The organism is Acidisoma sp. (assembly GCF_965199065.1).
Lineage (GTDB): Bacteria > Pseudomonadota > Alphaproteobacteria > Acetobacterales > Acetobacteraceae > Acidisoma.
Genome location: NZ_CBDAQN010000003.1, coordinates 1,984,195 through 1,998,635, shown reverse-complemented (window position 1 = coordinate 1,998,635; position 14,441 = coordinate 1,984,195). Strand labels below are relative to the sequence as shown.

12 protein-coding genes and 1 tRNA gene are annotated in these 14,441 nt (G+C 66.5%); 8 read left to right on the top strand and 5 right to left on the bottom strand.

Annotated elements, in window-relative coordinates:
- Positions 1-2: 2 nt before the first annotated feature.
- Positions 3-785: an SDR family oxidoreductase gene (locus tag ACOEQ1_RS17425; protein WP_419760489.1), complete on the bottom strand. Its 783-nt coding sequence runs from the start codon at positions 783-785 to the stop codon at positions 3-5.
- A gap of 116 nt (positions 786-901) precedes the next feature.
- On the opposite strand from ACOEQ1_RS17425, the gene ACOEQ1_RS17420 reads away from it, so the two are divergent.
- Positions 902-2,383: a mannitol dehydrogenase family protein gene (locus ACOEQ1_RS17420; protein ID WP_419760488.1), complete on the top strand. Its 1,482-nt coding sequence runs from the start codon at positions 902-904 to the stop codon at positions 2,381-2,383.
- A 48-nt stretch (positions 2,384-2,431) separates the two neighbouring features.
- Here the strand turns inward: ACOEQ1_RS17420 and ACOEQ1_RS17415 are convergent.
- The 3 genes from ACOEQ1_RS17415 to ACOEQ1_RS17405 all read right to left on the bottom strand — a co-directional run bounded on the left by ACOEQ1_RS17415 (position 2,432) and on the right by ACOEQ1_RS17405 (position 3,886).
- Positions 2,432-2,518: transfer RNA gene (locus tag ACOEQ1_RS17415), tRNA-Leu, on the bottom strand.
- Positions 2,519-2,532: 14 nt separating this feature from the next.
- A complete protein-coding gene (locus ACOEQ1_RS17410; RefSeq protein WP_419760487.1) occupies positions 2,533-3,444 on the bottom strand; it encodes a 2-hydroxyacid dehydrogenase in 912 nt (303 codons plus the stop codon).
- Between the two features lie 79 nt (positions 3,445-3,523).
- On the bottom strand, positions 3,524-3,886 hold the full coding sequence (locus ACOEQ1_RS17405) for a hypothetical protein (protein ID WP_419760486.1): 363 nt from the start codon (positions 3,884-3,886) through the stop codon (positions 3,524-3,526).
- Between the two features lie 193 nt (positions 3,887-4,079).
- Between ACOEQ1_RS17405 and ACOEQ1_RS17400 the strand changes: the two genes are divergently transcribed.
- The 3 genes from ACOEQ1_RS17400 to ACOEQ1_RS17390 are packed head-to-tail and all read left to right on the top strand — an operon-like array spanning position 4,080 to position 9,360.
- Positions 4,080-6,011 (top strand): transglycosylase domain-containing protein, encoded by a 1,932-nt coding sequence (locus ACOEQ1_RS17400; protein ID WP_419760485.1) that lies wholly within the window; start codon positions 4,080-4,082, stop codon positions 6,009-6,011.
- A complete protein-coding gene (locus tag ACOEQ1_RS17395; protein ID WP_419760484.1) occupies positions 6,008-6,931 on the top strand; it encodes an alpha/beta fold hydrolase in 924 nt (307 codons plus the stop codon). The genes ACOEQ1_RS17400 and ACOEQ1_RS17395 overlap by 4 nt, the downstream gene beginning before the upstream one ends.
- A complete protein-coding gene (locus ACOEQ1_RS17390; RefSeq protein ID WP_419760483.1) occupies positions 6,928-9,360 on the top strand; it encodes a hypothetical protein in 2,433 nt (810 codons plus the stop codon). The genes ACOEQ1_RS17395 and ACOEQ1_RS17390 overlap by 4 nt, the downstream gene beginning before the upstream one ends.
- On the opposite strand, the gene ACOEQ1_RS17385 is transcribed toward ACOEQ1_RS17390, so the two are convergent.
- On the bottom strand, positions 9,357-10,679 hold the full coding sequence (locus ACOEQ1_RS17385) for an MFS transporter (protein ID WP_419760482.1): 1,323 nt from the start codon (positions 10,677-10,679) through the stop codon (positions 9,357-9,359). The genes ACOEQ1_RS17390 and ACOEQ1_RS17385 overlap by 4 nt on opposite strands.
- A 209-nt stretch (positions 10,680-10,888) precedes the next feature.
- On the opposite strand from ACOEQ1_RS17385, the gene minC reads away from it, so the two are divergent.
- From minC to ACOEQ1_RS17365, 4 genes are read left to right on the top strand one after another with little or no spacing between them, the layout of a single operon-like run.
- A complete protein-coding gene (minC, locus tag ACOEQ1_RS17380; protein WP_419760481.1) occupies positions 10,889-11,584 on the top strand; it encodes a septum site-determining protein MinC in 696 nt (231 codons plus the stop codon).
- Positions 11,585-11,622: 38 nt separating this feature from the next.
- Positions 11,623-12,438 carry a septum site-determining protein MinD gene (gene minD / locus ACOEQ1_RS17375; RefSeq protein ID WP_419760480.1) on the top strand — a complete coding sequence of 272 codons (816 nt, stop codon included), beginning with the start codon at positions 11,623-11,625 and terminating at the stop codon, positions 12,436-12,438.
- Complete coding sequence (minE, locus tag ACOEQ1_RS17370) at positions 12,435-12,734, top strand: cell division topological specificity factor MinE (RefSeq protein ID WP_419760479.1); 300 nt, start codon at positions 12,435-12,437, stop codon at positions 12,732-12,734. Before minD ends, minE begins: the two co-directional genes overlap by 4 nt.
- Positions 12,735-12,749: 15 nt before the next feature.
- Entirely contained in the window at positions 12,750-14,438 is a 1,689-nt protein-coding gene (locus ACOEQ1_RS17365; RefSeq protein WP_419760478.1) for a flavin monoamine oxidase family protein, read from the top strand.
- Positions 14,439-14,441: the final 3 nt, after the last annotated feature.

Here is a 14,441-nt window from a genome sequence, read left to right as displayed (position 1 = left end):
GCTTATCCCATCGTTGCGTTGAAGGCGCCGCCGTCGAGCAGGAGGTTCTGCCCAACGATGTAGCCCGACGAAGCTGAGCAGAGGAACGCACAGGCGCGGCCGAATTCGTCCGGGTCGCCAAACCGGCCCGATGGATTCTGCTCCGCCCGCGCGGCAATCTCCGCATCCAGCGATCGGCCGGACTGCGCCGCGGCGGTTGCCATGGTCGTCCGTAACCGCTCGGTGACGAATGGCCCGGGCAGTAGGTTATTGATCGTCACGTTGTGGCGAGCCACCTGACGCGCGAGCCCACCGACAAATCCAGTCAGACCCGCCCGCGCTCCGTTGCTCATGCCGAGTTGGGCGATCGGCGACTTCACCGATGCTGACGTGATATTGACGATGCGCCCGAAGCGCCGTCCGATCATGCCGTCGACGACGGCTTTGATAAGGGCGATCGGCGCCAGCATGTTGGCGTCGAGAGCATGTAGCCAATCCTCGCGCTCCCAGTTCCGGAAGTCGCCGGGCGGCGGACCGCCCGCGTTGTTCACAAGAATGTCCGGTTCCAGACACGCGGCGAGCGCCGCCGCCCGCCCGCTTTCGGTGGAGATGTCGCCCGGCGCCACGCTGATCTGGCTGCCCGTCTCTTGAGCAATTGCCCGGGCAGTCTCTTCAAGGGTTTCCCGGTCCCGTCCCGTTATGACGACCGCTACGCCTTCATGAGCCAGAGCGGTGGCACAAGCGCGGCCCAGGCCTTTGCTCGCGGCGCAAACAATGGCTCGCCGGCCTCGCAACCCTAAATCCATGGTCTGTATCCTTCTCCAATCGCCTGTCAGACGGTATTGCTGGGAGATCAGGGGCGGGCGGACCGGACTGTCAACGCCGCCGGGCCCGCTCAAAGCCACATGGGGAGGAAAAGGCCTTGGTCACACTCAGCAACGTCGCGCTTGGTGCCTTGCCGGCGGGGATCGCCTGGGCAGGGTATGACCGCACCCGCGTCACGCCGGGGATCGTTCATTTCAGCGTTGGAAATTTCCATCGCGCGCATCAGGCGAACTATGTCGACCGTCTCATCGCGGCCGGCGGGCACGATGGCTGGGGGTTCTGCGGCGTCGGGCTCATCGACGATCCGCGCGAGCGCGCCAAGGCCGCAGCTTTTCCGCAGCAGGATGGCCTCTACACCCTCACTGAATGCCCGCCCTCCGGCGCCCCGACCATCCGGGTGATCGGCTCCATCGTCGAGTATCTCTTCGCGCCTGACGACCCCGAGGCGGTGCTGGCGAAGCTCTGCGACCCCGCGATCCGCATCGTGACGATGACGCTGACCGAGGGCGGCTACAATATCGACGACGAGACGCACGCCTTTAAATTGCAGGCGCCGGAGATCGTTCACGACCTCGCCCATCCCGCCACACCACGCACCGCCTTCGGCTATGTCGCGGAGGCCCTCAGCCGACGCCGGGCGAAGGGAATGGCGCCCTTCACCATCCTCTCCTGCGACAACCTCCGCCACAACGGGGATGTCGCGAAGATCGCCTTCACCAGTTTCGCCCGCGCGCGCGACCCCGAGTTGGCGGCGTGGATGGAGGCGGAGATCGACTTCCCCAACAGCATGGTGGACCGCATCACCCCGGCCACGAGCGATGCCGACCGCGAGCGCCTGAACGCCGCGAGCGGTATCGAGGACCAGATCCCGGTCTTCAGCGAAGACTTCATCCAATGGGTGATGCAGGACCACTTCCGCTACGGCCGGCCTCGCTTCGAGGAGGTGGGTGTCGAGATCACGGAGGATGTTTGGGCCCATGAGCAGATCAAGCTGCGGATGCTCAATGCCTCGCACAGCATGCTCGCCTTTCCCGGCACCATCGCGGGCTATCGCCTCGTGCATGAGACGGTGGCCGATCCGCTGATCCACGAGCTGCTGATGCAGTTCTGGAACCTCGACGTGATCCCGCTGCTGACGGCGCCGCCGGGTATGTCGCTGACCGGTTACCGCGACAAGCTGATGGAGCGCTACCTCAACCCGGCGACGCGCGATCAGACGGTCCGCATCGCGACCGATGGCGCGTCCCGCATCCCCATCTTCGCGGGCGATACGATCCGGTCCATCATCGAGAAGGGCGGCGACGTGCGCCGCGTCGCCTTCCTGCTCGCGGCCTTCGCCCGCTGCCTCGGCGGCATCGATGATAAGGGCGAGCGCTACACCTCGACGGAACCGCGCCTTACGGCGGCCGAACGCGCGACTGCGCTCGATCCCGATCCGCGCGTGTTCCTGTCCCTGCCGGTCTTCGCGGGGTTGGGGATGAACACGTCGCCAGCCTTTGTCGAGGCCTTCGAGGCGAGCCGCCGCTCGATCGCCGAACGCGGCACACTGGCGACGCTGGCCGAGCTCCTGAGGAGCTGACGCCTCAAAGAAGCGTCAGAGACGCATCGGGAAGGCTGGCCGGAGGGATGGTGCGGACGGCGGGGATCGAACCCGCACTCCCGTCCGGGAGGCAGATTTTAAGTCTGCTGCGTCTACCGGTTCCGCCACGCCCGCATCTGAGAGGCACTCTACCCTTCGGCGACCCGCTTGGCGATGTCCAGACCCTTGCGGATGAGGTTTTCCGCAGCCTCGGGCGTGTTGAAGGCGTCATGCGAGGTGAGCGTGACGTTGGGCAGCGTCGTGAGCACGTCCCCGGGCGCCAGGGGCTCCGCGTCGAAGACGTCGAGCGCGGCGTGTCGGATGTGGCCGTCGCGTAGACTGGCGACCACGGCCCCCGTGTCGATGAGCCCGGCCCGCGCCGTGTTCACCAGGATAACCCCAGGCTTCATCGACGCGATGTGGCTGGCGTCGATGATGTGCCGCGTCTCGTCCGTGAGCAGCAGATGGAGCGAAAGCACGTCGCTCTCGGCGAGCAGGGTCGGGATGTCGACGAACTCGACGCCCGGATAGCTGCGCGGCGTGCGGTTCCAGGCGATGACGCGCATGCCGCTGCCGACCGCGATGCGGGCGACCTCGCTCGCGATGCCGCCGAAGCCGAACAACCCCAGCGTCTTGCCGGTGAGTTGCAGCGCATTGCCGCGCGGCCAGCCGCCGGCGCGCACGCTGCGGTCGAGCCAGGCGATGTTGCGCGCGGCGGCCCACATGAGGGCGATGGTGTGCTCCGCAACTGCCGTGTCGCCGTAGCCGCGAATGGTGTGGACGGTGATGCCCAGTCGTTCGATCGCCTCGACATCCATGTAGGAACGCGCGCCGGTGCCGAGGAAGATGACGTGCTTCAGGTCCCGGACCTGAGCCATGGCCTCGGTCTGGAGGAAGGTATGGTCGTTGAGCATGAAGTCATGGCCGGAATAGAGGTCGGCGAACTGCTCGGGCAGGATGGTCTCGTGCTCATAGACGGTGACAGGCGGATCATCCGCCCGGTAGACGCGGGCAAAAACTTCCGCCAAGCCGCCGCTCGCATCCGCATAGATGCCCTTCATGCCCAACTCCCGATCATGTTCGAGCGTCTAGGCTGCGGTGTGGCGACGATTTCGGCAAGAGGCCGGGGCGAGCGGCTCGTTAGCTGAGCAGATACTCCGTCGCGCAGCGGGGATCGCCTTTGAGCCTCCGGACATCGGCTTCCAGAAGCCGGATGCGTTTGACGAGGACGCTGATCGTCTCGTTGACGGTGCTCAACTCTTCCCGCGTGCCGTCGCAGGCCCGGCGGATCTGGTCCGTCGCCCCGATGTTCACGGCCACGTCGTGCCGCATCTCCGTCATTGTGCCCTGCATCCAGCCCGTGTGCTCGACTAACGCAGCGCGTGTCTGGCCCTGGACCGCCTCCGATCGCTCCAGCCGTGCCCCAAGCTGGTCCGTGAGCGTGGTGATCTGGCTTCCGAGCCGGGCCAGCGCGGTCATGATGCCGTCCGCCTTGTCGTTCATCTTGTATGCGCCCTTCGGCACCTGTTGCGTTCTCCAGGCGATAATATCGGAACGATCGTGACGACAACCTTCAGGCATGGTAACTACATACTTCTTGGGGATGGCTTTTTCTTGAGCACGGCAGTTCTTGACCCTGCCCATGGGTTGCCGCAATGCTTTGGGCCACGGCACCGGACGATAGCGCGCCTCCTTCATGTATAACATCAACACGGGAGCTATCCGTCCGCCCGGCTCGGCCATGCCGGCCGACACCGAGTATGTCGCCGCACCCTATGCACATGCGCCGTATTCCGCGCCTCGCTATGCCGAGCGCGAGCCGGAGCCGCCGGCGCCGCCCCCGGCCATCGCTACGCGGCCGCGCCGCCGCCTTTCACCGGCCCTCATCCTCAGGGTGGCGAAGTGGACCCTGATGGTGACCGTCTGGGGCGGCCTTGCCGTCGCCCTGCTGATGCTGTGGTTCACCTGGGACATGCCGCGCCCATCCTCGGGCATTGCCACGCTCCGCCGCCCATCCCTCGTGCTGACCGATGAATACGGCCGCACCTTCACCCATTTCGGCGATCTCTCGGGCTCGATCCTGACGCTGCGAACCGTCCCGGCGACCCTTCCGGAGGCCGTCGTCGCGGTCGAGGACCGGCGCTTCTGGCAGCACGGCGGGCTCGACCTTCTCGGCATGGCGCGGGCGACCGTCGTCGACCTCGTATCGGGGCGGATCGTGCAGGGCGGCTCGACGCTGACCCAGCAGGTGGCGAAGACGCTTTTCCTGAGCAACGCCCGGACCTTCCGCCGCAAGGTGCAGGAGTTGCTGCTCACGCTGTGGCTCACCCACCACTTCACGCCCGCCGAAATCCTCGAAATCTACCTCAACCGCGTCTATCTCGGCGCCGGCGCCTGGGGCATGGACGCGGCCGCCCAAACTTATTTCGGCTTGCCCGCCCGCGACCTGAACCTCTGGCAAGCGGCGATGCTGGCCGGGCTGCCGCGCGCGCCGTCGCGGTTCAACCCGCTGGCCGACCCATCGGCCGCGACCGCCCGAACTAAGGAAGTGCTCGCCGCCATGGTGCGGTCGAACTACATCACCCAGGCGCAGTCGGATGCCGCCGTCGCCGCGATCAGCTTCTCGCCTCGGCCCGTTGGCGGCAACTACTGGTTCTCCTCCTGGGCGGCGCAGCAGGCCGGACCGCTGATCCCGGAGAACACAGACTCGCGACTGGCCACCACCTTCGACCCGCGGCTGCAGTCGGCGGCGCAGACCGATCTTGCCGAAATTCTCGCCGGACCAGGAGCCGCCGCGAATGCCCATCAAGGCGCGGTGGTGGTGATGGATGCCTACACCGGCGCCGTGCGGGCCCTCGTCGGCGGATCGCAGGCCGGACACAGCTTCTTCAACCGCGCCATTCTGGCGCAGCGACAGGCGGGCTCCTCCTTCAAGCCCTTCGTATGGCTTGGAGCGCTGATGCAGGGCATGACGCCGAATGACAGGGTGCTCGACGCGCCCATCGCCATCGGCGGCTGGCATCCCGAGGATGACGACCATCGTTTCCGCGGACCGGTGACGCTGTCGGAGGGGCTCGCGCTGTCGCTCAACACCGTGTCGGTTCGCCTGCTGATGCGGGCTGGCGGACCGCGCGTGGTCGCAGGCATCGCCCGGAAGCTCGGCGTGATGGCACCGATGCCGGACGACGACACGATAGCGCTGGGATCGGCCGATGTCAGGCTGCTGGAGATGACGGGCGCCTACGCCACCTTTTTCAATGGCGGACGACGCGTCACGCCGCATGGGATCACGGCGCTGATGGCGGACGGGCGCGACCTCATCGCGCCGCCGCTTCGCGCGGAGCCAGTCATTAGCCCTGCCCTCGCCGCCGAGATGCGGCAAATGATGGGCGCCGTGGTGTCCTACGGCACCGGCACCGCCGCCGCCATCCCCGGCTATTTCGTCGCAGGCAAGACGGGAACGACCCAGAACAGCCGCGACGCCTGGTTCATCGGCGGCGTCGACGGCCGCATCATCGGGGTGTGGATCGGCAACGACGACGACAGCCCGATGTCCAAGGCCACATCCGGCGGAACGCTGCCGGCGGCACTGTTTCACCGCATCGCCCTCGCGGTCGTCCGCGAATGATGGGCGATAGCGCGATCGGCCGGCGGCTCCTGCTGGGAGGCCCGCTGCTCGGCAGCCTGGCCGCGCTTGCCGCTCAACCGGCAAGGGCGGACGAGAGTGCGGGTTTCATCGCAAGCAGCCACTACTTCACCACCAGTGACGGCGTTCATCTTCACTACATCGATGCACAGCCTGCCCGGGGCGGCGCGCCCGGACATGTGCTGGTCCTCATCCCCGGCTGGACGATGCCCGCCTGGATCTTCGGACCGCAGATCACCGTCTTCTCCCGCTTCTGCCGTGTTATCGCCTTCGACCCCCGCGGCCAGGGAGATTCCGAAGTTCCCGCCTCCGGCTACACGGCCGAGCGTCGCGGGCAGGACATCGCCGAGCTGCTGGACGCCATCCGCGCCCCCAAGGTGGTGCTGCTCGGCTGGTCGCTTGGCGTGCTCGACAGCCTCGCCTTCATCGAGTCGCACGGCGCCGAACGATTGTCCGCGCTCGTGCTCATCGACAACTCGATCGGCGAGAATCCGCCTCCCAATCCGGAGAAGCCGCCCCGCTTCAACCGCCTGCCCCGGCGGCCGAGCTATCCCGCGACCATGGCCGCTTTCGTGCGCGGCATGTTCCGCACGCCGCAGCCGCAAGCCTACCTCAACCGCCTGACAGCGACCTGCCTGATAACGCCGGAACTCGCCGCGCGCGCCCTGCTCGACTATCGGGTGCCACGCACGGTCTGGCGGGATGCGGTGTATTCGGCCGCCGTCCCGATCCTCTACTGCGTGCGCCCGCATCTCGCAGGACAGGCCGCGAATTTGGCGCGCAACGACACCCAGGCCGAGATCGTCATATTCCGGAATGCCGGCCACGCGCTGTTCGTGGACGACGCGCAGGAGTTCAACGCCGTGCTTGCCAACTTCCTCCGCGAGAGGGTGTGGATGTGACCAGCCTGCTGCCCCTGCTTCTCGTCTCGCTCGCCTCTACGGGCATCGAGATCGCGCTGACGCGGTACTTCGCCGTCTCGTCGTGGTCCGAATACGGCTACTGGGTCATCTCGATCGTCATGGCCGGCTTCGCGCTGAGCGGCGTGTTCGTGGCCCTCGCCCGCGACTGGCTGGAACGGCATAGCGCGCGGCTGTTCGCCTTCCTGCCGGCGGCACTCATCCTTACTGCCGCGGGCGGCTATGCGCTCGCCATCCGCAACCCCTTCAATCCGCTGCAATTGCAGAACCCGGTGACGATCGCGCCGCAGATCGCCTTCATCGGGCTCTACTATATCGAGCTGTTGCCCTTCTTCTTCCTCACCGGCGTCTTCATCAGCCTCTGCTTCGTGACCCGCCCGGCGATCACTACACGCGTCTATGCCTACGATCTCGGCGGCGCGGGTCTCGGCGCCCTGCTTGTCCTGGCGCTGATGGTGGTGCTGCATCCCTTCCGGCTACTACCCGCCTTGCTGCTGCCGCTGGCCGCCATCGCGCTGTTCGTGCCGCGCGGGCGCAGCCGGTTGCCCGCAATGGCCGCCGCCGCGCTCTGCCTGCTCGCCAGCGAGGCCCTTCTCATCGGCGGCGATGTCGCGGCGTTCAACCAGTTCAAGCCGATCTACGCACCCCTCCATACACCCGGCGCGGTAGTGGAGCGGCAGACGCTCTCGCCGCGCGGCGTCTTCACCCTGCTCGACGACTTCACCGAGCGTGTGGATACCGATCTCTCCAATGACAGCGCGATGATGAATTTGACTGGGCCGCCGCGCACGCTCGGCCTCTATCGGGATGGATCGCGCATCGCCGCCATTCCGCGGCCAGGCGCTTTGGATGCCCGCTACGCACCGGGGACGCTGGGAGCCGCGCCTTACCTGCTGCTGACCAAGCCGCGCGTGCTGCTCATCGGCGATGCGGGCGGATGGGCCGCCGCCCAGGCGCGCACGTTGGGCGCCGGACCAATTACCGCCGACGAACCGGAGCCTGAACTTCGCGAGGCGCTCGCGGCGCAACCGGGTGTCCGCGTGGTGGGCGAAAGCCCGCTCGCTTTGACGGAGACCGGAGCGCCCGGGCGCTTCGACCTCATCGAACTGTCCGACGGCTTTCTGGCCGCCGACCCCGCCAACGCCACCGCCTTCACCACCGGCGCCATCGCCGCCTACATGCGTGCGGTAAGCGCTGACGGCATCATCTCGATTCCGGTCTCGATCCGCGACTTTCCTGTCTATGCCCTCCGCATGATGGCGACCATCCGGGCCGGGCTGCTGCGCGCCGGCGTCGCCGACCCCGCCCTCCACGTCCTCGCCTACCGCTCGGCCTGGAACGTGCGACTGCTGATCTCGCCGCAGCCCTGGAGCGCGGCGCGCATCAGGGCCGTGCGCAAGTTCTGCGACGACCGCTCCTTCGATGTGTCCTACTACCCCGGCATCGACGTGGCCGCTCTGAAAGCCGACATCTACAATGACCTGCCGGCCATATCCTTCTCGAAGGGCGAGGTGGAGTCCAGCGGCGACGCCGACGACTCGATCGCGGACGAGGCGGTCGCCGTGATGAACGGCCAGCCGACCGACTCGGGGCGCGAATTCGATCTGCGGCCGGCGACGCTGGACCGTCCGATGTTCTTCGACATCCTCCGGCTCGATCATCTCGGCACGATCCTGGCGCGGCTTGAGATCCTGCCGCAGCAGGAACTGGGGCCGCTCATCAATCTTGCCGTGCTGGCTCAGGCGTTGCTCATCGCAATTGTCGTGCTGCTGTTGCCGCTGGTCGCCCCCCGGCGGATCGGCACGAAGGGCGCGCCCGTAGGCCGTGCCGTGCTCTACTTTCCGGCGCTCGGGCTGGGCTATCTCTTCATCGAGATCGCGCTGATCGGCGAGGCGAGCCTTTACCTGGACGACGTGACCACAGCCTTCGCACTGGTCCTGAGCGGGATGCTCATTTTCTCCGGCCTCGGCAGCATGGCGGCGAACCGGCTCCGGCTGAGGATTGCCTGGCCGGTGATCCTTAGCGTTCTTGGCCTTTGCCTGGTGCTCCTTCCGGTCACCATCCTGGCGACGATCGGATGGCCCCTGCCGGTCCGGCTGGCTTTGCTGGTGGTCCTGCTCGCGCCGTTGTCGTTCGCGCTCGGGATGCCCTTCTCGATGGGTCTCGCCGAAGCCAGCAAGAAGGGGCATGGCTTCCTGCCGTGGGCCTGGGCGCTCAATGGCGCCTTCTCCGTCATCGCGACGCCGATGGCGAACCTCATCGCGACGGAACTCGGCGTCCGTTTCCTGCTTGGAATGGCCGCTTGTCTTTACGGGCTCGCCTGGATCACCTTCCCGGCGATGGCGCCTGTCCGTCAGCGGTTGAAAGTCTTCCGATCCCTCTCAACCAAAAAAGAACCGGTGCCTTTCTAGTCCCCGGGCAGCGGCTTGCCCTTGGTCTCGGGCATCAGCGCCATCGCGATCACGCCCAGCACTCCCGACACGATCATGTACCAGGCGGGAGCCAGCGGATCGTGACTGACATGGATCAGCCAGGTGAGCACGAACTGCGTCGTGCCGCCGAACACCGTGACCGCGAAGGCGTAGGCGGTCGAGAGACCCGAGGCACGCACGCTTTCGGGGAGCGACTCCGGCACCGCGACGATGACGGCGGCGGCGCTGAGCGACCCCAACGCCGACATCAGCCCGGTCGTCATGAGCAGGGTCACCAGCGAGGCGTGCCCGTTCAGGAAGAGAAACGCCGGGTAGATGGCGAGCACGAGGACGATGCGCGGCAGCAGCATCACCACGCGGCGGCCATAGCGATCGGCGAGCCATCCGCCCGCGAGTGCAAAGACGATCGTGGTGAGCCCGCCGATGAGCGGGGCCGTGATGGCCGTGGGCGTATGCAGGTGCAGCGCCGTCTCGGCGTAGGTCGTCATGTAGAGTCCGACATAGGTCGAGATCGTGCTGGCCATGATCGCGACCAGCGCCAGGAGCAACGGCATCGGATGTCCGGTCAGCAGCCGGCCTAGCACGCGCAAGGCGCTCTGCCGCTGGCGCTCGTGGGTAATGTGCGCCGTCTCGGGCAGACGCTGCCGGATGTAGATGCCGCCCGGGACGATGGTGAGGCCCAGCAGGAGGGCGATCCGCCATCCCCACAGCGTCATCGCGTGGGGCTGCAGAAGATGCGCGAGCGTGAAGCCGACGATGCCGGCCGTCAGCAGCGCCGCGCCCTGGCTCGCAATCTGCCAACTGGCGAGCCTGCCGCGACGGTCGTCGGGCGCGATCTCGACAAGGTAGGAGGTTGCGGGTCCGACCTCGCCGCCCAATGCGAAGCCTTGCAGCAAGCGCGCGCCCACGACGATGACCGGCGCGGCATAACCGATGGAGGCGAAGGGCGGGGTCAGCGCGAGCAGCAGCATGCCGAGGGCCATGAGGGCGATCGTCAGCATCATCGCGGGCTTTCGCCCGGCATGGTCGGCGAAGGCGCCGATGACCAACCCGCCGAGCGGACGCGTGAAGAAGCCGACGCCGAAGGTCGCGACCGAAATCAGCAGACTGACCACCGGATCATGATTGGGAAAGAAAGTCTTCCCGATCTCCACGGCGAAAAATGTATAGGTCGTGAAGTCGTAAAACTCGAGCGCGTTACCCAGCACGCAGGCGAACACGATGCCGATTTCAGGCGCGCGCGCGTTCGGATCGGCCGGGCGTTCTTGATCGGGGTTCCGCGCGAGGAATGCCGTCATCAATGCGGTCTCCAGGGCAGCTCGCGGAGCTCACCTCGAGTCCCACACGGCCTCGTCACGTGGCGTGCTGGATGCCATCGGCAAGAGCGACCGCGGAATCGCGGGAGCCCGCCCAAGATATGGTCGGGCTGATGTTGAATGTGCCCATCATCTGGTAGGAATTCTGAAAAATCGTTGACCTTTCCCTGGCTGGGCAGTAGCCGTCGAGTGTGACAACCGTTTCTCGCGCCCGTCCAAATCTTCGTGTCCGCGGCCGGTCCTTCATGGCCTTCGTGCTGTCGCCCGACGCGCCCCTGCGCGACTGGCTTGCGGAACTCGACGCGCAAATCGAGCGTTCGGCGAGCTTCTTCGCCGGCCGTCCGATCGTTGTTGATCTGTCCTCGGTGCCGAAGAGCGACCCCGATCTCGGCACGCTGTTCGACGACCTCCAGGCCCGCGGCATACGCGTGATCGGCGCCGAGGGCACGGACGGGCTGACACCCGCGATCCAGGATGTCGGCGGCCCGCTGATCGGCGGCAAACCGCTAGGCCTCTACGAAGTTCCCGAGGATCTCCCGGAGGAACCGCCGCCACCGGAACCGACATCGATGGTGCTCGATGCGCCGGTGCGATCCGGCCAGACCATCCTGTTCCCGCCAGGCGACCTCACGATCAACGGCTCGGTGGCGTCGGGCGCGGAGATCATGGCCGGCGGCTCGATCCATGTTTACGGCGTGCTGCGCGGACGGGCGATCGCCGGGGTCACCGGCAACCAGCATGCCCGGATCTTCTGCACGAAATTAGACGCCGAGCTTATCTCGATCGATGGGCTCTATATGACCGCCGAGGATATGGACAAGTTTCGCGGCAAGGCGATCCATGCACGGCTCGAGGGTTCGTCGATCATCATCACAGAGATCAAGTAAGAGCGGCGACGCATGAACGACGCTGATAGGGGTTGAGAATGGCCAAGGTTCTGGTGGTGACTTCCGGCAAAGGCGGCGTCGGGAAGACGACCTCCACCGCGGCGCTGGGCGCGGCGCTGGCAAAGGCCGGCAAAAATGTCGTCGTCGTCGATTTCGACGTTGGGCTGCGCAACCTCGACATCGTCATGGGCGCGGAACGCCGTGTCGTCTTCGACATGATCAACGTGATCCAGGGCGACGCCAAGCTCTCCCAGGCGCTGATCCGGGACAAGCGTATCGAAACGCTGTCGATCCTGCCGGCGTCGCAGACGCGGGACAAGGATGCGCTCACCAGCGAGGGCGTTGCCAAGGTCATCGCGGAACTCCGGGAGAAGTTCGACTGGGTGATCTGCGACAGTCCGGCCGGCATCGAACGGGGCGCCTCGCTCGCGATGCATCATGCCGATGTGGCGGTGATCGTCACCAACCCTGAAGTCTCGTCGGTGCGCGACAGCGACCGCATCATCGGGCTGCTCGACAGCAAGACGGAGATGGCGGCGCGGGGCGAACGGATCGAAAAGCACCTGCTGCTGACGCGCTACGACCCGGTGCGGGCGGCACGCGGCGATATGCTCAAGACCGAGGACGTGCTGGAAATCCTGTCCATCCCGCTGCTCGGCATCATTCCTGAAAGCTCGGAGGTACTTCGTGCCTCGAACATCGGCACCCCGGTGGTGTTGAGCAATCCGGACGCCGCACCAGCGCGCGCCTACATGGACGCGGCGCGGCGGCTGTTGGGCGAAAAACTGCCTATGGTGATTCCCGGCGAAAAGAGGAGCTTCATCACCAAGCTCTTCGGACGGAGGGTTGCATGAGCTTTCTGAACTTCTTCAGCCGCAAACCGACGGCGCCGGTGGCGCGCGATCGGCTGCAGATCCTGCTGGCGCATGAACGGGCCTCCTTCGGCAGCAACGCTGATCTGATCAAGGTGTTGCAGGAGGAAATCCTCGCCGTGATCGCGAAGCATGTATCGGTGGATCGCGACAAGGTGCAGGTGAAGCTGGACCGGGGCGATAGCTTCTCGACGCTCGAAATCGGGGTCGAGATCCCCCCCGCCGCGATCGAAAAGCAGGCTGCGCTGAACAGAGCCGCCGCGCTTCGCGCATCCTGAGAGAGGTTTGCCCGAATGAGCGTCCTGCACGAAACCGATGCAGGAGCGCCGCCGCCGATCACGACGTTCGGGCCTGATTTTCCGTTCGCCTACGACAACTGGATTTCGCACCCGTCGGGCCTCGGTCGCCTGCCCGCCGAGGCTTTCGGCCGGGAGGTCGCCGTCATCGGGGCCGGGCTCTCAGGCATCATCGCGGCGCATGAGCTGATGAAGCTCGGACTCCGTCCGGTGGTCTACGAGGCCGACCGGATGGGTGGCCGTTTGCGCTCGGAGCCGTTTCAGGGCGCGGAGGGCGTCTTCGCCGAACTCGGCGGGATGCGGTTCCCGGTGTCCTCGACCGCCCTCTACCATTACATCGCGCAGGTCGGCATCGAGACGCGGCCCTTCCCCAATCCGCTGGACGAAGCGACGCTCTCGACGATCGTCGATCTGGAAGGCGAGCAGGTCTATGTCGAGGGCGCGGGCCACGGCACCTTGCCGCCGCTGCTTCAGGAGGTGGCCGACGCATGGAAGGCGGCGCTCGAAAGTGGGGCGGAGTTCTCCGCGCTGCAATCCGCCGTCCGCCGGCGGGACGTGCAGGCGCTCAAGGAGATCTGGAACCGGCTGGTGCCGTTCTGGGACGAGCGGACCTTCTATGACTTCATCGCCTCCTCGCCCGCCTTCTCCGCGAAATCCTTCCGCCACCGGGAGGTGTTCGGCCAGGTCGGCTTCGGCACGGGAGGCTGGGACAGCGACTTCCCGAACTCGATGCTGGAGATCCTGCGCGTCGTCGTGACCGCCCAGGACGACCACCAACGCATGATGGTAGACGGGGCCGAACAGCTGCCGCGCCGGCTTTGGCGCCTCGCGCCGACGACCCTCGCGCACTGGCCGGCCGGCACCTCGCTCGCCTCGCTGCATGGCGGGGCGCCGCGTGCGGGTGTCGCCCGCATCGCCCGTGGTGAGGATGGACGCCTCGCGATCACCGACCGCTGGGGCGACCTCCGCCGCTATGACGCCGCGATCGTCACCTGCCACTCCTGGCTGCTGACGACGCAGATCGACTGCGACGAGCGGCTGTTCTCGCAGAAGCTTTGGATGGCGCTGGACCGCACCCGCTACATGCAGTCCTCGAAGACCTTCGTGATGGTGGACCGCCCGTTCTGGACCGAGCGCGATCCGGCGACGGGCCGCTACCGGATGAGCATGACGCTCACCGACCGCATCACGCGCGGCACCTATCTGTTCGACAACGGGCCGGACAAGCCGGCGGTGATCTGCCTGTCCTATTCCTGGATGACGGACGCCATGAAGGTGCTGCCGATGGATGCGGAGAAACGCGTCCGGCTGATGCTCAGGGCCTTGCGGGAGATCTATCCCGGCCTCGACATCGCGAGCCATATCATCGGCGACCCGATCACCGTCTCCTGGGAAAACGACCCCAATTTCCTCGGCGCCTTCAAGGGCGCCCTGCCCGGGCATTACCGCTACAACCGGCGCATGTTCTGCCAGTTCATGCAGGCCGACATGCCGCCCGACCAGCGTGGCCTGTTCCTCGCGGGCGATGGGATTTCCTTCACCCCGGCCTGGGCGGAGGGCGCGGTGCAGACGGCGCTCAATGCGGTTTGGGGCGTGCTGCGCCAGCTGGGCGGGGAAACGCCGCCCGATAACCCGGGCCCTGGCGATCTGTTCGACACGATCGCGCCCATCGAGCTGCCCGACTAGTTT